The organism is Fibrivirga algicola, from assembly GCF_011742925.1.
GTDB lineage: Bacteria > Bacteroidota > Bacteroidia > Cytophagales > Spirosomataceae > Fibrella > Fibrella algicola.
Window position 1 is genome coordinate 137,542 of record NZ_WAEL01000009.1, and the last position, 25,355, is coordinate 162,896.

General features: G+C 51.3%; 11 protein-coding genes. 4 read left to right on the top strand and 7 right to left on the bottom strand.

All coding sequences use genetic code 11. The features are described from left to right. Positions 1-368: 368 nt before the first annotated feature. Positions 369-2,822: an ABC transporter permease gene (locus tag F7231_RS22210; protein ID WP_166693592.1), complete on the bottom strand. Its 2,454-nt coding sequence runs from the start codon at positions 2,820-2,822 to the stop codon at positions 369-371. Between the two features lie 644 nt (positions 2,823-3,466). On the opposite strand from F7231_RS22210, the gene F7231_RS22215 reads away from it, so the two are divergent. Then, entirely contained in the window at positions 3,467-5,083 is a 1,617-nt protein-coding gene (locus F7231_RS22215) for a GAF domain-containing hybrid sensor histidine kinase/response regulator (RefSeq protein WP_166693593.1), read from the top strand. Positions 5,084-5,576: 493 nt separating this feature from the next. Beyond that, entirely contained in the window at positions 5,577-6,860 is a 1,284-nt protein-coding gene (locus tag F7231_RS22220) for a sensor histidine kinase (protein WP_166693594.1), read from the top strand. A 447-nt stretch (positions 6,861-7,307) separates the two neighbouring features. On the opposite strand, the gene F7231_RS22225 is transcribed toward F7231_RS22220, so the two are convergent. Continuing rightward, a complete protein-coding gene (locus F7231_RS22225; protein WP_166693595.1) occupies positions 7,308-8,309 on the bottom strand; it encodes an aldo/keto reductase in 1,002 nt (333 codons plus the stop codon). A gap of 661 nt (positions 8,310-8,970) precedes the next feature. After that, on the bottom strand, positions 8,971-9,609 hold the full coding sequence (locus F7231_RS22230) for a trimeric intracellular cation channel family protein (protein WP_166693596.1): 639 nt from the start codon (positions 9,607-9,609) through the stop codon (positions 8,971-8,973). A gap of 343 nt (positions 9,610-9,952) precedes the next feature. Between F7231_RS22230 and F7231_RS22235 the strand changes: the two genes are divergently transcribed. Then, positions 9,953-11,314: a thioredoxin family protein gene (locus tag F7231_RS22235; RefSeq protein ID WP_166693597.1), complete on the top strand. Its 1,362-nt coding sequence runs from the start codon at positions 9,953-9,955 to the stop codon at positions 11,312-11,314. 164 nt (positions 11,315-11,478) lie between these two features. Here F7231_RS22235 and F7231_RS22240 read toward each other — a convergent pair whose 3' ends face one another. From F7231_RS22240 to F7231_RS22255, 4 genes are all read right to left on the bottom strand, one after another. Continuing rightward, positions 11,479-13,410: a sialate O-acetylesterase gene (locus F7231_RS22240; RefSeq protein WP_166693598.1), complete on the bottom strand. Its 1,932-nt coding sequence runs from the start codon at positions 13,408-13,410 to the stop codon at positions 11,479-11,481. A gap of 117 nt (positions 13,411-13,527) precedes the next feature. Continuing rightward, positions 13,528-16,287 (bottom strand): beta-galactosidase GalB, encoded by a 2,760-nt coding sequence (gene galB / locus F7231_RS22245; RefSeq protein WP_166693599.1) that lies wholly within the window; start codon positions 16,285-16,287, stop codon positions 13,528-13,530. 421 nt (positions 16,288-16,708) lie between these two features. Next, positions 16,709-18,394 carry a RagB/SusD family nutrient uptake outer membrane protein gene (locus F7231_RS22250; protein ID WP_085414264.1) on the bottom strand — a complete coding sequence of 562 codons (1,686 nt, stop codon included), beginning with the start codon at positions 18,392-18,394 and terminating at the stop codon, positions 16,709-16,711. Between the two features lie 21 nt (positions 18,395-18,415). Beyond that, complete coding sequence (locus F7231_RS22255) at positions 18,416-21,469, bottom strand: SusC/RagA family TonB-linked outer membrane protein (protein ID WP_166693600.1); 3,054 nt, start codon at positions 21,467-21,469, stop codon at positions 18,416-18,418. A gap of 1,446 nt (positions 21,470-22,915) precedes the next feature. On the opposite strand from F7231_RS22255, the gene F7231_RS22260 reads away from it, so the two are divergent. After that, the gene (locus F7231_RS22260; protein ID WP_374757384.1) at positions 22,916-25,135 is read left to right on the top strand and encodes a glycoside hydrolase family 127 protein; all 2,220 of its coding nucleotides are present in this window, start codon (positions 22,916-22,918) and stop codon (positions 25,133-25,135) included. The last annotated feature ends 220 nt before the right edge of the window (positions 25,136-25,355 follow it).

Sequence of the window (25,355 nt, forward strand, 5' to 3'; positions counted from 1 at the left end):
AGTGAGTCGGTTGGTGAGTGTTGGGTGAGCAATGCATGCACTACTATCAGCCCAACGACCTATGCGTGCCAGGTGTGGCTAGTTATTAACTTCTTGAGGCTGGAGAGCTGGTCTTGAGCCCTAGAGCTGGAACGGATAGCAGGCCTGCCATCAGCTGATGTACATCGATAGTTGACCAACAGTCATTTGTTGGCGCAACCTGAGCGTAAAAGGTGACGCCATTACCCACAGGTCCAGGAGAAAAGTTACAAGGCGTTAATCCATGCCATCCATACGGCACCTTTTTGTAACAGATTGCGTGAAATTTTAGGGCGTGATCGTCATTACCGACTCGTCTGATTGAGCAGCCAGGGGGGTGGCGCTGGCTACTACTCGCTCTTCAGTACATCCACCGGGTTACTCTTCGCAGCCTTCATTGTCTGCGATCCGATCATGCTAAAAGCAATTACCAGCACCGCCAGCAAGCCAACCAGCAACTCGCTGATCTGTATAGGGCTGTGATATGGAAAGTTGGTGAGCACAAGCGTTTCAAAAAGCAGGTACGTTACAGGCAGTGCTATGAGGGCTGATATGAATAGTTGTACCAGAAACCCACGACTCAGTAGGTAAATCAAACTGCCAGCACTAGCGCCCATCACTTTACGGATGCTAATCTCTTTCAGTCTGGTTTCGGTGGTAAATACGACCATGCCAAACAGTCCCAGCGATGCAATCGAAACGGCGAGAAAGGAGAGGAAGCCAATGATCTTGATCAAGACAGCGTATTCGCTGTAGGCTTCTTCCAGTTCCTGGTCATAGAAGCTGGCCTGAAAGGGGTGGACCCGATCAATCTTTTTCCAGGCAGCTTCGATTCTGGCGAGCGTAGACGGACTATTCGTACTGTGAATTTTTGCGTTGAGAATTGCTCTGTCTCCGGGAGTCCAGTACATAAAAGCTACCGGCCCAACCAGGTTGTCGACCTTACCGTAGTGGAAGTCTTTTATGACACCCACGATGGTGAGCCTACGTCTCCCATTGACATTACGGAATGTGATCTTTTCTCCAATTGCTTTTTCGGGGGCATCGGCGTGTATGTTGAACCGCTTCAGGACTTGCTGGTTGACGATGATCTCACTGATCGCCTCAGCCGAAGTAGGACGAGCGATAAAATTCCCCCCGGCAATCAGCTTGTATTGATGCAGCGTCAGGTAGTTTTCGTCGACATGATTGGTCAATACCAGCGTAGAATCGCGTGACTCGTTGTAGGTCATGTAGCCACCCCAGGCATTGCCAACACTGGTAACGATCAATGAGCGCGACACTGCCGTTACTTCGGGTATCTCGTTCAGCTCTTTGAGCAGGGCCTCTGGTTTGTTCCCCTGCATATTGATGTTCAATATGTTGTCGGTAGTAAAGCCCAGATCGAAAGCCAGTATGTTTTTGTACTGCACGTAGCCTATGGCGGTTGCGGTAATGAAGATGAGCGTGAACGTATACTGAATCACCACCAGCGCGCGTCTGAGTGTAAGGTGTTTGACTGCGTTAACCGACGCCACGTTTCTGAGCGCGTCAATCGCGCTGACTCTCGAAAACAGGAGCGCAGGCATAAGTCCGGCAACCACCCCCACGCTTACAGAAAAGGCGATGAATGTCATGGCCATAGTCGGAGTGAGTTCGAGTTTTACCAGACGCCGCATCTCTGGAGCCAGGTGTATCAGTTGCGGTCGCAACACCAGAAAAAGGATGCAGGATAGGAGTAGGGCTAACAGGGAAATCATGATGGCCTCGGCAAGGAATTGCTGCCACACTTGGTTCTTACCGGCTCCAATCGATTTGCGAAGCCCTACCTCTTTAAAACGGCGCATGGCTCGCGCCATCGACAGATTGGCATAATTGAAACATGCAGACAGGATCACGACGAGGGCAAGCCCGCCAAGTGCCCAAAGTAAAGTGGGTGGCATGTGAGGGCCCATGGAGCCCGGCCCCCCCTCAGAACGACGAAGCGTTTCGCCGACGACAATATCTGCTAAAGGAAGAAGCGCAAGGTGAATTTGCGTACGTTCTTCCGCGCGATTCTCTTCCCTGGCAATGGCGTCGAGTTGCAACTGAACTGACGCGATGTCGGCGGTAGGCGGTAGCAGGAGATACACGTAAGTTGACGACATGTTTGTCCATGTATCGAATTTGGTGTTTTGCCTGTTGAGTTGCTCGGCCGATGACAGCGAAACCAGGGCTTCGAAGTTGATATGTGAAAAGAAAGGTATATCCTGCATGACGCCGGTTACCTGGTAATCGAGTGTATCGAACTTGATTACGTTGCCCAGTACGTTGAGACTGCCGAATAGCTTTCTCGCTGCCGTTTCCGTCAGAACGATTGAGTACGGATCCTTTAACGCTGTCTTTGGATCACCTGCCAGCATTGGAAACGTAAAAACGTTGAAAAAAGACGGATCTGCCCAGTAGCCTTTAATCGGGAGAGTTGTGAGTCCAACGTGCGCATCCTGCGAGAAGTCACTGCGCATAATTGTTACGTCGTCAAGGCCGGTCACTTTCTGGCGGATAAGTTTTCCGGTCTTTATGGATGTAGTAGCAAACTTATCGCCGGACCACGCTTGGCCGGGCCGAGACTGACTTTGGCCTGTATTGGCTGATACAACGTTGGTGATGCGGTAGATCCGCTTCCCATTCGTATGAAACTTGTCGTACGACCACAAATCGAACACAAACGCGATCAACAATAAGCCAACCGACATACTGATAGCCAGGCCAACTATATTGATGAACGAGAACAGCTTGTTACGCAATAAGTTGCGGATCGATGTTTTGATGTAGCTTCTGATCATGAGTCAAGTAACCAACGGAATAGAGGGCATCGCACACACCGGTTGACGGAGCACCCCGAGTTTGCCCAAAAGGAACAGCTCACCTGCTACAAGAGTACTGGGATCGCGCCAGTTATAGAAAAATATGGGATGAACCAGACTGAAAATGGGATGAATCCGGGATACATACTCGTACTAGCGTATCACCTGGGTGTCTGCCTGCCGGGAAGGGCCTTCAAACGAATGTCAAAAGGCCGCACCTAACACTGGGTCAATTGGCTGTTTCGAACGAAATGAATTGGTAGATAAAGGCAATAAACTGATTGTCAGTTAACTATTTCCGTTTATTCTCCGTAACTCTGTGCGGGTGTATTGGGCTGCCAGCGGTTGATAGGCGCTATAAAAAGGCTTAAACGGGAACATGATCTGTCATGGCTATTTTCCATCGAAGCACTGGGTTGTAAGCTAAAAGAAGGCACTGCTCAATGGCCCTTCACAGAGCCGGTCGTGGAGGCTGCAATCATGTCCCGATCGGAATATAATCAGGTAGTAAAATTGTTATTTGGTTAAGTAAGAGTTTACCATAATGATTATCTGGTACATTTCTTGTTGCTTTTTATTGGTTCTACTCACCTTTTTGCCGCCACCAATCCGCCCCTATACGAATGATGCCAATCCCACCTGACGAGGCGAAACGACTGGAGTCTCTCCAGCACTATCAACTGCTCGACACAGCCGCGGAGATCGAGTATGACCGCGTATCCCAGATTGCTTCGCAGCTTTGCCAAACTCCTATTGCCCTGGTAAGCCTCATTGATCGGGACCGGCAATGGGTAAAATCCTGCTACGGGCTGACCGTCGATAGCGTACCCCGTAACACATCTCTCTGTGCCTATACCATTACAAGTGCCAGCCCACTGATCATCGCCGATACAACCAAAGACGATCGTTCACGGGATAAACCGGGCGTGCTGAATCAACCTTTCATCCGTTTCTACGCGGGGGTACCGCTAATGTCGGCGGATGGACAGGCCATTGGATCGCTCTGTGTTATGGATCACACCCCTCGGCAGCTAACACCGCAACAGGAAATAGCTTTGCAGGCATTGGCAGATCAGGCCATGTTGTTGATGGAATTGCGCCGGGCCAATTTAACCCTTGAGAGGGCTCGCAAAGAGGCCGAAGAAACGGCCTGCCAGAAAGCCCAGCTCCTGGCTACGTTGAGTCACGAAATTCGCACGCCGCTCCAGGCGCTGGACGGGTATGCGAAGCTGCTTCTCGAACAGGTGGCTTCGGATGAGCAACAGCCTAGCCTACGCCGGTTGCAAACGACGAGTCAGACATTACTGCAACTGGTGAACAACATTCTGGATTACAGCAAACTACAAGCCGGTAAGCTTGTGCTGGAGCAAATTCCTTTCTCGGTCAGAGATTTGATCAGCCAGGCTGTCGAAATGCTGAGCGGACAGGCTCAACAGAAAGCATTGCGGATCAATACCTGGTTTGACCCGTCACTGCCCAATCAGGTACGGGGTGATGCCACCCGCCTGTTTCAGGTGGTGGTAAACCTATTGGGCAATGCGCTTAAGTTTACAAGAGAAGGTCAGGTTACCATTGATGTGCGAACCATAGCGCAGGCGGATTCCAGCATTACCCTGCAGCTTGAAGTCACCGATACGGGTACGGGCATAGCCGCTGGTTCGATGGCAACCCTGTTCAACGAATATACACAGGTGTCGGCCGCCACGTCGCGTCTTTACGGAGGCAGCGGCCTGGGTCTGGCTATAACTCGCCAATTGCTGGAGTTGATGGGAAGCGAACTGGCCGTCAGGAGTCAGGAAGGAGAAGGCTCTTGCTTTGGGTTCTGCCTGACACTGCCTGTTGTGGAGACAGCAGCATCCGTGTCCCCGTTCCAGCTTCATCCCAAAGATGTATTCCTGGCGGTTGATGATAGTCCATTCAACACGATGATGCTTAGCCATTTTTTTGGCGAATTGGGTGGGCAACTAGCCATTTTTCATTCTCCTATGGCGGCCCTTGAAGCCGCTAAGCATACGGGTTATCGTGCTATGCTGCTGGATCTGTATATGCCTGAACTGGATGGTTTCGAACTGGCCCGGTTATTACAAACCCATCAACCGGGCGTTCCCCTGATCGCTCTGTCGGCTGATGATAGTAATGAAACGCTGGATCGCGTGAAAGAGCGGGGGTTTCATTTCTTTTTACGTAAACCATTTCTTCCCCACGAACTGGTACATGTGTTATCTGAAGCAACAAAATGAGACAACGCTGAGGCCGGGTCTGCTTTCTAGCTTCGAAACGAGCAGTTAGTAGTCAATATACCGGGCGCATTTCAACTGATACGGACTGCTGGTTGACCAATGTGTTAAGAGTGCGGGTGGAGCAGCTCGCCGCCCGATACCTGGGACGTACCTGAGTCGGGCTTATCTGATAAGTACCAATAAATTTTGGCCTACAAGCCTGGTATGCTGGTACGATTTGGACCGGAGCTACACTGGCTGTCTCACTGGGCTTTTACCCATCCCGCCTACCCGCCGTATTCATTTGATAGCAGTAAGGGATGCCAGGTGATTGATTCTGAGCGCGAAGCCCGCATGCATGGGCTAAAAAAAACAGGCATGCCTGTAATTGAGGCTATTTTGACAGTGCGCGGTGTTGCCTCACAGGCTAGATAAACGAGGCCACATTTGCCTTTTAAGAGGCAAAGGCCCACTTTAGTGCTGATGGACCCACGCTTATTCGTGGGCGTAAACTATGACTAGTGAGCAACAGCAGCTTCAGGAGTTAAAGGCGGCTAATCAACAATTGCAACAGAGCCAGCATTGGTTGACTAGTTTGCTAGCGCAGGCTCCCGTTGCTATTGCGTTGTTACGGGGACCTGATTACCGAATCAAACTCGCCAATGAAGGTATGTTCGAGATGTGGCAACTCCCGGCCAACCATCCGTCGGTACTTAACCAACCAGTTTTTGAGGCGTTTCCAAACATTGCTGGCCTCGGTCTGGAAGAGCTACTGGCTCAGGTACGTCAAACAGGCGTGGTCGTTAAAGGAAACGAGCAATCGGCTGTCTTTTTACGGAACGGAATTCCCCAAACAGTTTATATTAACTTCGTTTATGCACCCGTATACGATACCGATGGGCAGATGGACGTAGTAGTGGTAGCTACTGAAGTGACAGAGCAGGTAGAAGCCCGCAGGCGGGCCGAAGAAAGTCAACGGCAATACCAACTGCTGGCGGCTCAACTGGAGCGAGCCAATCTGGAATTGGTGACCAAAAACGAGGAAATAGTCGGGGCAAATTTGCTGCTAAGCCGATCGAACGAAAATCTGCAACAGTTTGCCTACATCGCTAGTCACGATTTGCAGGAACCCCTGCGCAAGATTCAGGCGTTTGGCGATGTGCTGAAACAGCAGTACACAGAGAAACTAGGAGAAGGGATCGATCTCATCGACAGGATGCAGGCCGCTGCCGTGCGAATGTCTACGCTAACTCGTGACCTGCTAAGCTACTCGCGCATTGCTCCTCAACGCAATACAGAAGAGCTTGTTCCGCTTACTGATGTAGTCAATCAGGTACTGGCCGATTTAGAAATGCCAATCGAAGAGAGTAAGGCTACAATTACTGTTGACCCATTGCCCGTTCTACGGGGCGACGCTACTCAGTTGGGTCAGTTGTTTCAAAACCTATTGACCAACGCCCTCAAGTTTCATCAGGCAGACATGGCGCCTGTTGTTGCTATCCATTGCCGGAACGTACCTGCCAACGAGTTGCCGCCTACCATTCATCCCGGTCGTTTGGCTCAGGCCTATTTCCGTATTGATGTCGCCGATAAAGGAATCGGTTTTGAGCAGAAATATGCTGAGCGCATTTTTCAGGTGTTTCAGCGCCTCCATGGCAAAAGCCAGTATGCTGGAACGGGAATTGGGCTGGCGATCTGTGAAAAGGTTGTCACAAATCATGGCGGGGCTATTACGGCAACTAGCCAACTGGGTCAGGGGGCTACATTCAGCATATATTTCCCCGATTCACCGGCCTGATATTCACCCGCTGGTGCTTTAGTCACCCGCTCTTTTGTATAGAATCAGTCAGGAATCGGTTGCAGCCAGACCAAGGCCCCGTTTTCGGCAATACGGTTGCTGCGTCGGTGCAGCCATTCTATGAATGCACAATCAAGCGGCTACTACCAACAACCCAGTTGGTTGTTTCCGCTTGATGCTGTTACTGGATTCTTGCTTGCTGATTTACTGTCGTTGCCGTAACTGATGGGCCTCTTTACCTGATTTTGTGTATACTGGCGAAGGCAGGAGTATGGGCAGTTGGCGGGTCAACATCCTGCGAAGTCAAATCACTCTGGCCTGACCGTGTACAGGCAACAACTGGCTATCATTAACCTGTTCACGGTCAGGGTCGAAGCAGAATCGAGCCCGCAGACTGCCGGTCAGACACACGACGGTTGGACTGATCAAAATTGGGGCATGAGAGACCTAACGATCAATCATTTTTTGCGACTGTTCGGAATACCGGCCGCCATGCACCTCAATAGCCGATAGGGCTTCTGCTATTGCTGTCAGGTCATCGGTACTGAGCGTAAGGTCTACTGAACCAAGGTTCTCTTCCAGCCTGTGTACTTTGGTAGTACCCGGAATCGGCACAATCCAGGGTTGCTGCGCCAGTAACCAGGCCAGCGCCAGTTGAGCCGACGTGACTGATACGCCAGCGGTTGTCCGTTCGGCTGCCATTTTGCCTAACAGCTCAATCAGCGCCGCATTCGCCTTTCGGTTTTCCTCCGAAAAACGTGGTACTGTATTTCGAAAATCGTTACTGGCAAAGGTGGTTGTTTCATCAATCTTGCCGGTTAAAAACCCTTTTCCCAGGGGGCTAAAGGGTACGAAACCAATACCTAATTCATCGAGGGTAGGCAAGATGGCTTCCTCCGGCTCGCGCCACCACAGCGAGTATTCACTTTGTAGGGCTGTTACCGGTTGCACCGCATGCGCTCTGCGTATGGTTTGAACTCCGGCTTCCGACAAGCCGAAATGTTTAACCTTACCCTCGGCAATCAAGTCCTTTACGGTACCGGCTACTTCCTCAATTGGCACATTGGGGTCAACACGATGTTGATAGAATAAGTCAATCACGTCCGTTTTCAACCGTTTAAGCGAGGCTTCTGCAACGGCTCGTATGTTGGCCGGATGACTATCGACACCGGCCATTGCGCCATTTTCGAATTTGAAGCCAAATTTGGTGGCAATAACCACCTGATCCCGGAATGGCGCTAGGGCCTCGCCCAGCATTTCCTCATTGGTAAACGGTCCGTAGGCCTCAGCCGTATCGAAGAATGTAACTCCCCGATCAAAGGCCGCCCGAATTAGGTCGATGGCCGCCGCCTTTTCGGTGGCGGGCCCATACCCGAAGCTCAGGCCCATACAGCCCAACCCAAGGGCCGATACTTCCAGCCCGCTTTTACCAAGTGTTCTTTTTTGCATGACTAATTGGCGTTTAGTGTTGATTACGTCTCTTGATTTGTTGAAACAGGTTTGGTCAATCTGGAGGAAGCCATAGAGCCTAGCGTCCTGTTGCCGTTTTGATAAACTCATACCCGCTGGTACTAAGAGCGGATTAGCAACCACGTTGCCGTGGTCAACTTGATGCGTACCTAGTCTATTAACCATCTCTGCTAACGGGCGCGTAAGGGAGATGCCTGACTTTTGTATCTATCCAGCCGGTTATCATTGCAAAGGTCTACGCTTTCGCCTCTCCGAATGGTATATAGATTACGGGGATAGCTACCAATATTACAGGTCAGTTCGTTTGAGATTGAGGCTATAACTAGCTGAAGTCTAGTTGATTGTGTTGAGTTTATGAGTGGGGTCATTGCCCATTGTTAATGGTCGCGCTGTGAATAGCGGGCGACTGGGACTACCTGAACCAGCACTGTATAGGTTTGGCAAAAACTATAGAAATGATTACCTAAAGGCAAGACAAACTAGCGGTTATAGACCAGTAGATCGACAACAGTGGGAGGGAACATACGAACCTGGCTCCTGGAGAAAGAGGCTAAGTTTCTAGTGGTCAGCGATCCCATAGCAAATTACCGGAATCCGTCACGTACCTGTACCGGGGCTATTTTACAGATACGTTACTTTATCAGTTTGGCCCGGTTTCATCGGTTGTAGATACAGGTAAATTCCAATGGTAGTGGAGGGCCAGCATACGCACAACAAAGCAGGTAATCAACCCAATGATGGACACCCAGTCGCCTGGCACCCATTGGACGTAATTACCCACCACCACAATTGCGGCCCCAAGCAGAGCTGCCGATGCGTAGATCTCGGTTTGTAGAATAATGGGTACGCGGGTAAGCAATACATCGCGTAGTACCCCGCCGCCTACCGCCGTAGTCATACCCAGCAGGATAGCCACCTCGGCATTGTGCCCATAGGAAAGCGTTTTTTCGGCCCCGGTAACTGCAAACAAAGCCAAACCGAGTGCATCGAACAGGGCTACCGGCTGATTGATCCGCTGAACAAACGGATAGAAACCGACCGTGAGGCCGGCGGCAAGGACAGCCACAGCCAGATAATACCAGTTGGAGAGGCCTGTGGGCGGAATGGCCCCGATGCACAGATCACGAATGATACCCCCTCCGCAGGCGACCGTAAAGGCAATGGCACCAATGCCAAACAGGTCAAGGCCACGCTGTTTGGCTGCTGTCGCGCCACTGATAGCGAACGCAAACGTACCTGCCAGATCAAGAAAGGTGTAGAGTGAGTCTAGCTTAATCATAAATGCACGGGCAGTTGAATTGTCAAGGATTGTCATTCTGCCAAATCATCTTCGGCGAATTTCTATAGTCAGCGCATAACCAGCCTAAGTGCCAACAACTATGAGTAGTCAACCAACGATAGTTTCCCTGAATCGCACTGACGTTAGGCCCTAATTTAAGGTGCGCTATAAATACGTACCCGATTAATAAATAGCGTATGTTCTACTAGACAATTGGTTGGAGATTGATTCAACTAGTTACAAATTACATATGTATATCTAGTTATGTGATATTGGGAGTAACTCTCCTTGAATTAATACTGATGTAAGGAATTTATTAGTTGACGTATCCGACTGTAAAGGTATGATTACATTCAAAAAAATAGTGTTGGTACTATTAGTAATAAGTACTCATGATGCTAAGGCTATTCAAAAAGGTGTAAATTTTAGTGAAGGCACATGGCGAGAGATTATAAGAGAAGCCAAGCTTAAAAACAAACCAATATTTATTGACTTTTATACGTCATGGTGCGCTCCATGTAAAAAAATGGACAAGGAGGCATTTGCCGATTCTAGCATCGCCTCTTTTTTTAATAAAAATTTTATTAATTATAAAGTAAATGCTGAGAAAGGAGAAGGGATAGCATTGGCAAAGAAATACAGCGTTACAGGGTACCCTGCCTTGCTGTTTATCTATCCAAATGAGAAAGTTATTTATCGAACAGGAGGTTACGATGGGGTTGATAATTTATTAATTGAAGCTAAAAAAGCAGCAGCAGGTATTAATGTATTTGAGAAAAATCAGAATAGAGAATCTTTATTGTTGTCAAAAGAAGACTTGAAGGCATACTTGACCGAACTGGCAAAAATCCGGCAACCTGTTGGTAAATTACTTGATAGATATTTAGGTTTTTTGACAGAAAAAGAGCTGGCATTGCCAGAAAATTTATCCATTCTAGTTGGAACCGTGTCTACCAGCAAATCGAAAGCATTCGAACTACTTCTTTACCAATTGCCTTTACTTAAGGAACCCGCTCTTCTAGCTGAAGCTTCGGTAACTATGCCCTTAGTAATCGCTTCGGATTTTAAGAAAATAGTTGATAATAAAGACGAAAAGGCGTTGAGTGAACTTATTAGTCAAAATAAAAGAATGCGTAAACTAATAGGCGGCAGCGCGCCTAAAGAAGTCGCGTTAGATTCGATAGCCAGGTGGTTGAAGTTTTTTCAACAAGTGAATGATAAAAATAAGTATCATAAGTTGGCCAATTTTTATGCAGAAAATTATTTACTAGCACATAGTATAGATTCCTTGAAACGAGAAGATGAGAAAACGTTCAAGAAATTTGAGCGATATATTGTTGCAAGTGATTCACTTAGACAAACAGATCAGTTTCGGGATTTAACGGAATCCATGCGCCATAGACATAGTTCTGATATTGCTAATAAACTAAATGAATTAGCGCTATCCTATCTTGATCACATGAGTGATGTTCGTTTTTTGAAAGAAGCACTGCGCTGGACTGAGCAAGAAATAAAGCTGTACGATCATCCACTATATATACAAACAAATGCTAAACTAGTATATCGACTAAATGATAGAGGGAAAGCCATAAAGCAACAGAAGGAAGCGGTTAGAAGAGCGCAACAATTAAATCTACCCTACAAAGACATGTTGCTTGTTCTTGCCAAAATGGAAAAAGGATCGTCAATTCGTTCACTGAACTAGTTGACGATCCATTCAGGCACCTATTTTAAACAGATTGCGATTGAAAGAGCCCTCCACGCGTGAGTAACTTAATAACCACCGAGGTGGGCAACCCTTTGGAAGCACCACCTTTCAATGAGGACTTGCCGTAAATAACAGGCGGTTATCTGGTATGTCACGTTCCTCTATTGGTCAGTTCTGAAGGGCGAGGCCGGTAATTTTTCTTTGTTGACCAGATTAGGGTTAACCGGATTGTCTGACCAGGCATACCGCACGTATTTGGGGGCGGGCACCTCATCGCTCCAGACCACCACCCTGTTGCCGTCGATTTTTGCGTTGGCCCACACAAATTTTTTGTCGCTGCCCGCAATGGCAAACTCACCTGGCTGCTCGCCATCGGTGGTCGTTAGCCCACTACCGGTATCTGTAAAGCTGATGAGTAGTTTATTCCCTTCAACGGTCGCCGACTGATAAAGCGGTCCAGACGAAACGAGGTTCTCCCGATACGCCGTTTTCAAGGCTGCCAGCGCGAGCCGTTCGCCTACATCCTTCTTGTTGTCGGGGTGAATGTCGTTCCATTCGCCCAAATCAATGGCCACGGCCATGGCCGTATTGGGTACGCTCAAGGCCTTAAGTTGCGCTTCCCGAAGTGCCGCCCAACTGCTTTCGGCAGGCTGGTAGCTGTAGTCCATGTAGCCGGGGAGCTGCACATACAGGAAGGGGAGGGGCCCCTGCTGCCACAGCTGCCGCCAATCGTTGATTAATGCGGGTAGTAGCGCGGTGTATTCCTGCGGTTTGCCGGCGTTAGTTTCACCCTGATACCAGCAAAATCCCTTAATGGCGTAGTCGATGGCCGGGGCCACCATGGCATTGTAGAGAGCCGCCGGCTGGTTCTGGGCGTTGATGCCTCCGCCGCCAAAGCCACCACCTGCAAAGGGGCGGTAGGCAGTGCCCACTTTGTACTGCCAGGTGCCCTTCAGGTCAAGGGTATCGGTGCCCGCGAAAAGACAGTAGGGTTTGTCGGGCACAAAGCCGCCTTTGCCTGCCGTATTAGTGACCCGAACCACGAATACATTTTTGCCGGTTTTCAGAAGGTCGGCCGGCACGCTGTAGCGGCGTTGGGGGTACTGGTAGGTAGTGCGGGCAACCTGTTTGCCGTTGATGTACAATTCGTCAGCATCGACAATGCGGCCCAGAAAAACCCTGGCCGGCTTCCCCACCATCGAGGCAGGTACGTCTATCTCCCGGCGGTACCAAACCACGCCGTTCAGGTCTTTCAGGCCCTGATCTTCCCAATAGCCCGGAATGTTGATTGGCCGCCAGCCTTTCGGTGTGTAGGCTACGTCGAACCATTTGCTTGTGCCGGTCATGCCTAAATCTACGGGAGGTGCCACGCGGGCTGTGGCTGGTTGCGGGCGGCGGCTCAGGCTGTTGATATAACTGGTGTCTTTATTTTTTTCGATGATAGTTTTCAGCGCTGTAAACCCAGCCAGACCGTCTTCACTTGTCCAGGCCTCGATGGGAGTGCCGCCCACACTGGCATTGATGATGCCTACAGGTACGTTGTAGGTCTGGTGAATCTTCTTGGCGAAGAAATAAGCCACCGCCGAAAACGGCCTTACATCGTCGCCCACGGCTGCTTTCCACTCACCGGCGGGCAGATCATGCTGTGGTCCCTGCAGGTTGGTCAGCGTGGGCACCCAGAACTGGCGAATCTGTGGGTAATTGGCTTCCCTGATCTCATTGGCGTAGGTCACATCGTGGATGTTGAGTTGGTGCACCATGTTGCTCTGCCCGCTGCAAAACCACACATCGCCAATCAGGATATCCTTCAGCGTAACCCGCGAGCTTCCGGCTAGATCCATTGTGAAGGGGCCACCGGCGGGCATTGGTGGCAACGCGACCTGCCACTTGCCGGCAGCATCGGTTACCGCCTTGTACGTCTTGTTTTTGAAACTAACCGTAACTTTTTCACCCGGTTTTGCCCAGCCCCAAACGGTCAGTTTGGCGTCGCGCTGAAGCACCATGCCATTACTGATGAGTTTAGGCAGCCGAATCTGAGCGGTGACAAGCGAAGGAAGGGCAAAAAGAAAACAGAGGAGGACGGAAATTTTCATCGGATAAAGGATTGGGAGTTTATACAAGTACTGATATGCAATCAGGTCCGTTTTATACTTCATCGGCGGTCAAACTGAGTCAGGAAAAATGGGCACTGCCCGGTTAACCATCGTCAGTTAGTTGCTTGTTAACTCAATTCGGGCGGGGGTAAGCCCTTCTGCGGTGGCGGTCAGGGTCAGCTTACCCCGGTGGCCTTTCTTGGCCCGGATAATCACCAGCGCCATGCCGTTGTAGGTCTGCCGATTGGGCGACGCAAACGAAACCAGACTGGCCGGATCCCCATTGTCGGTTGCCACAAGTTCGCCGTCGCCCTGCAGGCTGAAGCGCACCGTATGGCTGGCATCCGGAATCATCGACCCGTTTTTGTCGGTCACCTTCACCGTAATGAACGAAAGGTCCTCGCCATCGGCCTTGATCGTAGATCGATCTGCCTGCGCCACCAGTTTGGCGGGTTTATCGGTAGTGCTCACGCGTTGCCGGGCCCATTCGCGGCCATTTTTGTAGGCCACCACGGTCAGTTCGCCGGGCTGATACGTCACTTCGTCCCACCGGAGACGATAGGTATAGGGCGCTTTCTTTTTGCGGCCCAGCGACCGGCCATTCAGGAAAAGCTCAGCTTCGTCGCCCGACGTAAATACGTGGACGGGGGTAACCTGACCAATCCGGTTAGGCCAGTTCCAGTGAGGCAGCAAGTGCACCATAGGCAGTTCAGGCCGCCACCGCGACTGATAGAGGTAGAACCGGTCTTTTTTGAAACCTGCCAGGTCAATTATGCCGGAGTATGAACTCCGGGCCGAATAGTAGGGAGTAGGCTCACCCAGATAGTCCCAGCCCGTCCAGACGAGTTCACCCGCTACGTATGGATGGCGGTCCTGCGTGGCAAACACTTTATCGGGCGATGCGCCAAAAGCGGCCGTATATAGTTCGTAGGCGCTTACTTCTTTGGTGGTTGGGTCGCCCCCGACGCCGTTGCTTACTGGAGCCGAGTTTTCGGGATGAACCGGGAAATTATATGACCCGCGTGTGCTTAAGGCCGAGGCCGTTTCGCTGCTGATGATCACTTTATTGGGGTACGCTTTCTGAAAAGCGGGGTAGAGCGGCGTGGTGCGAATCCCCTTCAAATGCGCGTAGGCGGGTGCGTCTCTGATGCCTTCGCCCTGGTAGTTGAGGCTCAGGAAATCCATCTCTTTTGTGAACGGCATGTCAGGCTTGGCGTAGTTCTGTGAAGCCGAAGCGGGCCGGGTCGGGTCTTCTTCATACACAATGTCGTGCAGCTTCCGGGCAAGCGCTGCACCAGCCGTATCGGTGTATTGCTCGCCGACCTCATTACCGAAACTCCAGGCGATGATGGACGGGTGATTGCGGTCGCGGCGAACAAAGGCGCGCGTATCCGGCTCGTGCCAGTCGGGAAATATCAGGTGAAAATCGTGCGGCGTTTTCTTGCGCTCCCAGCTATCGAAAATCTCGTCGATAATCAGAAAGCCCATACGGTCAGTCAGGTCGAGGAGTTCGGGGGCAGGCGGGTTATGCGCCATGCGGATGGCATTGCACCCCAGTTCGCGTAGCAGCTCGAGTTGCCGTTCGGCCGCCCGAACGTTGAAGGCGGCACCCAGCGCTCCTAAATCATGGTGCTGGTTCACACCCTGAATGCGTACCACTTCGCCATTGACCAGTACCCCCCTGGTTGGGTCGAACACTACGCTTCGGATACCGAATGGGGTATCGTATTCATCGACCGGCTTCCCGTTGACGAGGAGGCTGGTGCGGGCTACGTAGCGATTGGGTGTCTGGGTTGGGTAAGGGCCCCAGCGTTTCGGGTTTTTGAGGTTCAGCGTGCTCGTTACCGGCTGACTTTCGCCTGGCTGCAGGGTGAGTGTCGCGGCCGGAAATGTGGCCAGGGTTTTTCCGGTTGGCTTGGCCGACGCATCAAGGGCGTAAAGCTGTGTTTGTACGGTCACGGTCTGCGCCTGTGTTGCTTTGTTTGCAATGCGTAGGGCAAGGTTAACCGTGGCTTCGGTAGCCGACACCGCAGGGGTGGTGACGAACGTACCCCACTGAGCCACATGCACAGGGGCGAGTTTCGTTAGCCAGACGTTGCGGTACAGGCCCGCTCCAGGGTACCACCTGGCCGAATGGTTGGGGTTATCCACCCGGATGGCCAGCTGATTTACGTCGCCGACCTGGATGTAGGGCGTTAGGTCGAGCCGGAACGAGTTATACCCATACGGCCAGCCTCCCACCAACTGGCCATTGAGCCACACCATCGCATACGACATGGCCCCGTCAATGTCCAGGTAAATCTGTTTACCCCGGTCACTGGCCGGAATCGTTAGTTTTTTACGATACCACGCTACGCCCTGACTGGGCAGCCGCCCCATACCCCCGCCAACTTCGGGCTGATCGCCCCCGTAAAAGGGACCTTTGATGGCCCAGTCGTGCGGTACGGTTACGGCCTCCCAGTTGGTGTCGGCAAACCCGGCTTTCACAAAGGCAAAGTCGGCGCCAGGATTACCGGCGGGGCGGGTGTGGCGTTGCGCCGGATTCTTGATGAAGTCGTTGGCTGTGGGCAAAATCCAGTTTTTCAGCTCCTCGTCTTTACCATCTACCCTGACTGCTTCGGTTGGTTTGGAGTCGGCCACTTTGCTGTCGTTGGCATCCTGCACGGGTGGCCTGACCGCATACATCAATTTGTCGGGCTCGGTGGTATAGCGCATAAAACGCCAGCCGTCGCTGAGCTTGATACGTTCTCTTTTGAGGCCTGCCCCTGCGCTCGAAGTAGCTGGCTGACCGGATGCCTCGGTCAGGCCGACAAGTAGTACTAAGCCAATGAGTTTCAGGTTGCCAAAAAAGCCGGTTAGCGAATTGTTGATCTGCATGTATGTGGTCTAAAAGAGGGATAGGTACGTTGGAGCGCAGCCGTGTGCCGGATTTACATTCCGGTCCGCATCAGAAATTGACAATGCGGGCCCGTACCCGGTTTGGACTAGCCTTCAACGCCCCGTACTGTCTGTTATTGGAAGGGAATTCTTTGCCAGGTTTACCGATCTCAGCGCGGTGCAGGCAAAAGAAGCGGCAGGTATCAGAGCCAGTCAGCTTCGCGAGGTGGCAACCAAATGTTTTCTACGGCGTAGCTCCAACACACGAGGCTGACTAATTGGTTGAATAGAAGAGCGCCATCTAAGGGGCTGTTTGTCAGGTAAAAATAAGGCGAGGTGACTGGTCGAATTCGCCAAAAAAATAAAGGGATACCTGGATATCCCTTTATTTTCAACGCGTCAAAAGCAAATCGGTGGCTGGTTAGTAGCCTGGATTCTGTTCTAGTTTGGCACTTCTATTCCGCTCGATTTCACCCTGTGGAATAGCCCATAGGTTAAAATTCTGCTTCATGTTCACACCGTAGAAAGGGTTGAGTCTGGTTACCCGGTCATAGAGCTTGCCTGTACGCATCAGCGTCAGCATGCGTTTTTCCTCTACCCCAAACTCACGCAGGCGTTCGTCGAGAATATAATCGAGATTGACGCTGCTGGCCAGCACAGGAGAGGCTTTCGCCCGGGCACGAACCACGTTGATATCCGCGGCAGCGGCAGCTAAATTGTTCAAGCCAAGATACGCCTCTGCCCGCAGCAGGTACGTCTCGGCAAGGCGGAACATATACTGATCGGTATACGTACCCCCAGCCGATGCCTTCACTTCGTACTTCTTGATCGGATCAGACGAGCCTGGGTTTACATACAGGCCGGCAGGGTGGCTAAACGGCGTGGTTGCCTTCGACTGGTACGGATAGAATACACGCGATGGGTACGTAATACCGGCACCTGCAGGCGGGTTGCTGGTCGACACTACCTTGCCGAAGAACGGACTGGCCGGGTTGGTGGCCACTACCTCTCTCACAAAATTGTGATTGGCATTGCGAATGTCGGTTTTGAAATCGCTCTTCCATACCGAGTCGGCGAAGTAGCGGGTAGGCTGCAGGAACCCTACGCCCCGACCACCCGTATAATCGCCCACAGGCCACTGGAACAGGGGTACTCCGTTGACCCGCATGTCGCGGAACAGCGGCACGTGAACCCGCTCCAACTGGTAGGCACCCGCCATAGCGGTCGATACGCTGCCACCACCCTGCACGTCGGTCTCGAACTGAATGACCCAGATGCCCTCGCGGTTGTTGGCGCTCTTTCTGTTCTGGTTGTTCACCTGAAACATATCCCAGTACACGTCGCCGGGGGTAACGGTCGAGCGTGAGCCAAACCGGTTCACCATCAGGTCCGTGGCGGGGTCGTCGATAACGATTGTGGCGGCATCGGCGGCGTTCTTGTATTGACCGTCGGCCAGGTACACTTCCGACAGCAAGTGCTGAGCGGCCAGGTTCGAAATCTCGCCGTCGCGTACGGCTGCAATACCAGGCAGGTTTGCTGCCGCAAACTTCAGGTCGTCAATGACCTGGGTCAGGACTTCTTTCTTCGTCGCCCGCACAAAATCCGTTTTTTCAACCAGTTGCTCTTCCAGAATCAGTGGAACGCCGCCCCATAGGTAGGCCATCGTTCTGTACGAAAATGCCCGGAAAAACCGCGCTTTCGCCTCGAAGGTCTTCTTGTCGGAATCAGACATGGACGATTGCGGAATCCGGCTGATGACCGTGTTGGCTTCGGCCACAATCTTGTAAATCTGCGTCCAGTGGTTGTTTGACAGGGCACCGGTGGCGCTAAAGTCAGACGACAGGTTCGGGTTGCTGCCTACCGATACTTCAATCCCCATGTCGGTTCGGTACAGGTAGTGCATGGGCTGCCAGTCGCTCCTAGAGTAAAACTCGAGCCGAACAAGGCTGTACAGGTTGTTGATCGACGCGTTGAAATCGTCGGCCGTTTTGAAGGCGTTGCTGGTACTCAGGAATGAACTCGGCGTTTCATCCAGAAAATCCTCTTTACAAGCAGATGTACTGAGTAAAAAGAGAACTAAAACTGACAGTGCTTGAATCTTTTTCATCTTCAACTTTTCTGAACTTGATTAATAAGTAATGTTTAGACCCGCTGTAAAGGCGCGCAATACAGGTCGGCCGCCATTGTTAAGGCCATTGACCAGGTTACCATCGGCATCCCGATCCGTCGATTCAGGGTCCCAACCTTCCCAGTTTGTCCAGGTATACAGGTTTTTGCCACTCACGTACAGCGTGAAAGACTTGGTTTTGTTTGACTTCAGCAGATTGCCTAGATTATACGAGAGCGATACGTCCTGCAGGCGCACAAAGCTCCGGCTCTGATACATGTTTGGCTCGATCTTAGCCCGGCTGCCCGATATGTTCCGTGGGTATTTGCCGCCCGGATTCGAGGGTGACCAGAAATCGATGCCCTGCAGGTAGTTGATCCGGATGCTGTTGTCTTCCCGGAAATACGACGGGTTGTTGTTGGCCAGGTACCCATCGTTGCCGCCTTGTACCGAGTTCACCAGCACGTTCAGCGTGAACCCTTTGTAATCGAAGCTGTTCGACAGGCTCACCCGATACGCAGGATCTTCTTTGCCTAGGAAAACCCGGTCGGCGAGCGGCGTAATGTCTTTGTCGCCGTTCTGGTCAATGATGCGCACCGAACCCACCGGGAAACTTGGTAACCGCTCGTCGCCGATCTGGTAAATACCGTTGGTCTGGTAGTTATAGATGGTGCTAATGGGCCGGCCAATAAACAGGTTGCTCGAGATCAGGTCATCTTCTACGCCATCGCCGTTTGCATCCACGCCCGTAAGTGACACAATCTTGTTCTGGTTGCTTGAGAAGTTCAGCGTAGACGACCACCTGAAGCTGCCTTTGTCGACCACCTTGTAAGTTGCCGTTGCTTCAAACCCGGTGTTGTCGATCCGACCCAGGTTGGTGTTGATGCTGCCAAAGCCTGTTACCGACGGAATGGCGACGCTGTAGAGCAGGTCACGCGTTTTGTTATGGTAATACTCAAGTGAACCGTTCAGGCGGCTGCTGAACATCGTGAAGTCCAGACCAAAGTTCAGGCCGGTCGTGCGCTCCCACTTCAGATTGTCGTTGCCCAGGGTCGTTACCTGCTGGCCAAACGCTGTTGATCCGCCATCGCCATAGACATAGGCAGCACTCGTAGACACGCGGGGAATAGAGGTATAGCGTGAGGTCTGGTTACCCGTTTGCCCGTAACCGGCGCGCAGTTTCAGGAATTCGATAGCTTTGATGTTCTTGATGAAGCTTTCTTCTGACATAACCCAGCCCACAGCGGCCACCGGGAAAATGCCATATTTGTTGTTTTTGGCAAAACCCGAGAATCCGTCGCGACGAACGGTACCCGTCAGCAGGTACTTGTTCTTGAACTTGTAGTTGATACGGGCCATCTGGTACTCCAGGGCTTCTGTCCAGGCATCTGACTCGGCAAACCGGTTAGCACCCAATGACAGGTTGTTGTAGCTCAGCGACAACCGGGTGAACCCTTCGGCACGTGAGTTGACCGAGTTGAACTGCCGTTCTACGGCACCATACAGGAACGTACCCGTTACTTCGTGGTCGCCAAAGGTTTTGTTGTAGGTCAGGATGTTGTCGAACGTGTAGTCGTAGTAATCCTGCGTGTTTTTGTAGGCCGAACCTGTCTGACCAGCGCCGTAAATACTTGAATTGAAGCGCTGCGTGAGCCGGTAGTTGTTACCGAAGTTCATCCGATACTTCAAACCGCTGATAAACGGCACGTCGATCTCGGTATACAGATTGGCAAACAGGTACTTGTTCCGATCGAGGTCATCTACATAATAAGTCGTGAATGGGCTCGGCTCCAGCGTGTTTGTTGGAAACGGAATCAGGTTGTTGTTGGCATCGTAGGGAACGAGCAGCGGAGAAATACGCAGCAGGCTGCTGAATGAAGGCTCCTGACCGTCCTGATTCACGAATGAGCCCGACGATAGCAACCCGACTTTCAACCAGTTTAATGGCTGAATCTCGATGTTGGCCCGCAGTGACTTCCGCTTAAATTTATCGTTGATGATGAAGCCTTTCTGATCAACCAGCGAACCCGACAGCAGGTAGCTTGCCCGCTCTGAACCACCCGAAATGCTCAGGTTGTTTTCGAAGATCGAGCCCGTGTTGGTGCCTTCCTGAAACCAGTTGTAGTTGTTCGGTAGCAAATTGCCTGTTCCGTCGCGCATGGCCGCATCGGCCACATCAGATACCTTAAAGGCAGGGTTCCGCTCGGTGTAGTTAGGTGCCAGATAGGCCCGGTCGTAGAACGACTCAGTCAGCTGAGCAATGAATCCGTCGCGGTCAAAGGGCTTCAGATTACCAACTGTAGGTGTCTGCGTGGTGTAGGCGCTTGAGAACGCAATGCGGGGCGCCTGGTTGTACTTGCCTTTGCGCGAAGTGATCAGGATAACCCCGTTGGCCGCCTGAGCACCATACACTGCCGTTGAACTGGCGTCTTTCAACACGTCGATGCTGGCGATATCGTCCGGGTTGATCGATGAGAGCGAACCCGTGTATTGGATACCGTCCAGAATGATCAGTACGCTCTGATTACCGTTCAGGGTGACCCGGCCACGAATCGAGATCGGCGGCGTACCACCGGCACTCGTCGACAGACCAACGTTCAAACCGGGAACAGTTCCCTGCAGGTACTGACCAATGTTTGTGTTGGGTGAATTGCGCAGCGTTTCGAGGTTTACACTGGCTACAGCCCCCGTTAAATCCGTTTTCTTCTGTGTACCGTACCCTACCACAACTACTTCATTCAGGGCCGAGGCGTCTTCGTCGAGAATGACATCGACTGTTGAAGACGTACCCACGCGAATTTCCTGCGCTTTATAACCGATCGAACTAAACACCAGCACCTCGTTGGCCGACGCATTGATGGTAAAGGCTCCCTCATTATTCGCAGATGTTCCCCTGGAAGTTCCTTTTACCAGAACAGATGCACCAGGGATAATCTCATTTGACTTTGATTTGATGACTCCCCGCACAGTTTGTGCAGTTGCCGTGAAACTGGTGATCATCAATAGCAAGGCACACCAGCTAACGAGGTGCTTCGTGCGTTGCCGCTGAAAAACAGAGAGGTTGAATTGTTTCATATAACTGGAGATAAATTTGGTTCGACGCACTGTATTGTTCCCTGCCAGGGTAATGCCCTTATGCAGAAGCAGGAAGGAGATGAGGCGGGTACATACCCAGGGAAGAGTGTTCGGGTGCAAACTAGGCAGGCACCTGAAGGCTAAATCGGCGACTCAGCAGGTTGATTGAGCAGCGGCAGGTTTTCCGGGTGCTATCTACGGTTGATTCTTCACGGTTGCTATTCATAAAGTGGACAGTAACACAAGGGTGAAAGCAGGACTCCCTAAAACGACTCACTATGCCCGGTGTGGGCTACGTTGACGAAATCGTAGCAGCTACGTATAAACGAACGCCCACTTTAGTGAGCTTTAGTAGTGACAAAGCTATATAAACGGCTGGGTATGTGCAACCGATTGCATGAATTTTTAAAGAATAAATAGATTTTAGAGTCGCATAATTGCCAGTAAAACGTCTTATTGTTCAGTCAACAGGCTATTCTGGGGATCGGCGTCATTTAGCAGACTGTCGGATTGTGACCTATAGGCCTTAGTATGCCTGCTTTATGTAGGTTGGGCAATGACTTATATGGATCAGCTTATGACCAATTCCCGTAACCGTATGGGTTTGATTGATATAATAGTTGATACCCAACCAATGAATAGCCTTACCGATCGGTAAACCCTTAAGTAGGAGGTGGCCTGTCGTAGAGCTTCCTTCAGGTTGCTTATGTTTTCTAAGCGCTAAAACTCTTGCTAGAATACAAGTGGATCTACCTCCTTAATCATGATAATATATTGTAAATCAGAGACTAGCTGTATATCCATTCGTCATGATAGGCGTTAGCGATGAGCTGCTTACCAATTAGACGAAGTGCTTCGAGGTGCATGGATCATAGTTTGTTACCCGGTAGGATGTAGTTATCAGGACTACATCAGAAACAGAAGCAGCTGATGACCCCGGCTGTTTCTACAGGCTGAACTAAAGCTTTCTCCAGAGACACAGTTTCAGCTTCGCCTACTAGAATGAGAATTAATTAGCCAATCCGTAGATATAGATGCAATCAATTGATAAACAACTGATTGTCTTTTTATTTGGTCCGTATCTCTGAGTAATCATAAAGTAGAGGCTGGGCATCAGACGGACGGAATGTATATTTTAGGGTGCAAACTGAAACCGATTGCAACTTATAATGGCAATACACCTCTTAATTGAGAACATGGCTTCGGTATGTTCATGTTTTAGCCTGCCCCCTTGGGCAACAAGCCCGCTATGAATGGTTTGCATCGACCTATTGTGAGGAAAAAAGAATGATAATGCGCTTATAGGTACTGCTGTGCTCGTTTGGGAAAGTCAGGACACATACCTGAACTGGCATTAGATTTACGATTAAAATTGGTACTGTGTTGAAAACAAACATAATCTCGTTGGCCGTTTGTCTGTTGCTTGGCGCACCGGCTGTAGCTCAGATGCAGCCTTTCTCATTGCAGGAAGTACGACTAACGGGTGGGCCGTTCAAGCAGGCGCAGGATGTCGACCTACGCTACATACTGGCGTTAGACCCGGACAAATTGCTGGCTCCATATCTGATCGACGCTGGCCTACCCCTGAAGGCACCGCGCTATGGCAACTGGGAAAGCTCGGGGCTGGACGGGCACATCGGCGGGCATTACCTCTCGGCACTTGCTATGATGCACGCATCGACGGGAAATGCCGAACTGAAAAAACGACTCGACTACATGGTCGATCAACTGGCGCAATGCCAGGTCAAAAACGGGAATGGGTACGTGGGCGGTATTCCGCAGGGGAAGGTGTTCTGGGAACGCATTCACAAAGGCGATATCGACGGCAGCAGCTTTGGGCTGAACAACACCTGGGTGCCGCTCTACAACATTCACAAGCTGTTTGCGGGCCTGCGTGATGCCTATGAATACACTGGCAACCAACAGGCAAAACAGGTATTGATCGGATTGGGAGACTGGTTTGTGGAGCTTATTAAACCGCTGTCTGACGAGCAGATTCAACAAGTGTTGCGCACCGAACATGGCGGCATCAACGAAACCTTCGCCGACCTGTACGTCCTGACCAACAATAAAAAGTACCTTGAAACGGCACAGCGCATCTCGCACCGGGCCATTCTGGAACCACTCCTGGCGAAACAGGATAAGCTGACGGGCCTCCACGCCAATACGCAGATTCCGAAAGTGATCGGGTTTGAAAAAATCGCGTCGCTGACGGGCAAAACGGACTGGTCAGACGCGGCGATGTACTTCTGGCGAAACGTGTCGCAAACCCGTAGTGTGGCTTTCGGGGGAAACAGCGTGCGCGAGCATTTTAATCCAACCACCGATTTCAGTCAGGTAATCAAGTCGAATCAGGGACCGGAGACGTGTAACTCGTTCAACATGCTACGCCTGAGTAAAGCCCTGTTCCTGGATAAAAGCGATGTGAGCTACCTGGATTTCTACGAGCGGACGCTCTACAACCACATTCTCTCCAGTCAGCATCCTGAAAAAGGTGGGTTCGTCTATTTTACACCCATTCGGCCCAACCACTATCGGGTGTACTCGCAGCCTGAAACCAGCATGTGGTGCTGCGTGGGTTCGGGTATCGAGAACCACACCAAATACGGCGAACTGATCTACAGTCAGGCGGCTAATGACCTGTTCGTGAACCTCTTTATGCCGTCGACGGTGAACTGGACAGCGAAGCAGGTGCAACTTACCCAACGTACCCAGTTCCCGTACGAAAACGGGACCGACCTGCTTGTGACATCAACAAAGCCGCAGGCGTTCGCTGTGCACATCCGTTACCCGAAATGGGCTGAAAATTTCACTGTACTGGTTAACGGCAAGGCGCAGTCGGTTCAGGCAACGCCAGCCAGTTACGTAGCTATTCGTCGGAAATGGAAGACCGGCGATAAGGTATCCGTTCGGTTTACCACCTCGACGCGGCTGGAATACCTGCCCGACGGCTCGAACTGGGCGGCCTTTGTGAACGGCCCCATTGTACTGGCAGCGAAAACATCGACGAACGACCTGACCGGACTGTATGCCGATGACAGCCGGATGGGGCATGAAACAAAGGGCAAGCTATACCCGATTACCAGTGCCTATGCGCTCGTTGGCGAACCAGCCACGTACCTGACCAAACTAAAACCTACAGATCAACTCCGTTTCAGGCTGGATTCACTGACGCTGCAACCGTTTTATGAGGTACACGATGCTCGCTACCAGATGTATTTTCAGACGTTCTCAGAAACGGCCTTCAACGAGCAGAAGGCCCGCCTGAAACAGCAGGAAGCCGAGGCGCTGGCCCTGGATGCCAGTACGGTCGATAAGGTAAATTGCGGGGAGCAACAGCCCGAAGTCGATCATCAGTACAAAGGTGAGCGGAGCGATTCGGGTTATGACGACGAGCGCTTCTGGCGACGTACCCGGTCGTTTATTGCCTACCAACTGCAGAACAAAACCCGCACCGGCAACTACGTTGATATCCGCGCGCTGGATGAGATCAAGCCGGAAAACGTGAGCTTTCTGATCAATGACAAGCCTGCCGAGATTGTTTCGGTTGATGGAAAAACGATTCGGCTGCGCGCTGATGGACAGGACGTAATGTCACTGAAAATTTCGGCCCGGAACAGCTTGAATACCCCGCGCTTTAACCAAATCAGGTTGGTAACGCAATAACACGTAGCGGCATCACATGCGGTTCACCAGGAGAGGCTGGCAGGAGCATGGACTATTCCCGCTGAGTTGGGTTTGTAGTCCAGGCTCCTGACATTCCAGGTAATGGCGTCTGTGCCAGGGATGTTCTCCTGAACGGGTAACCACAGGCAATTGGGGTAACCGTCTTTCCATCATCCATCGACATATGGCCCACTATTTCGCGACAGTCGCGGGTAGAGTA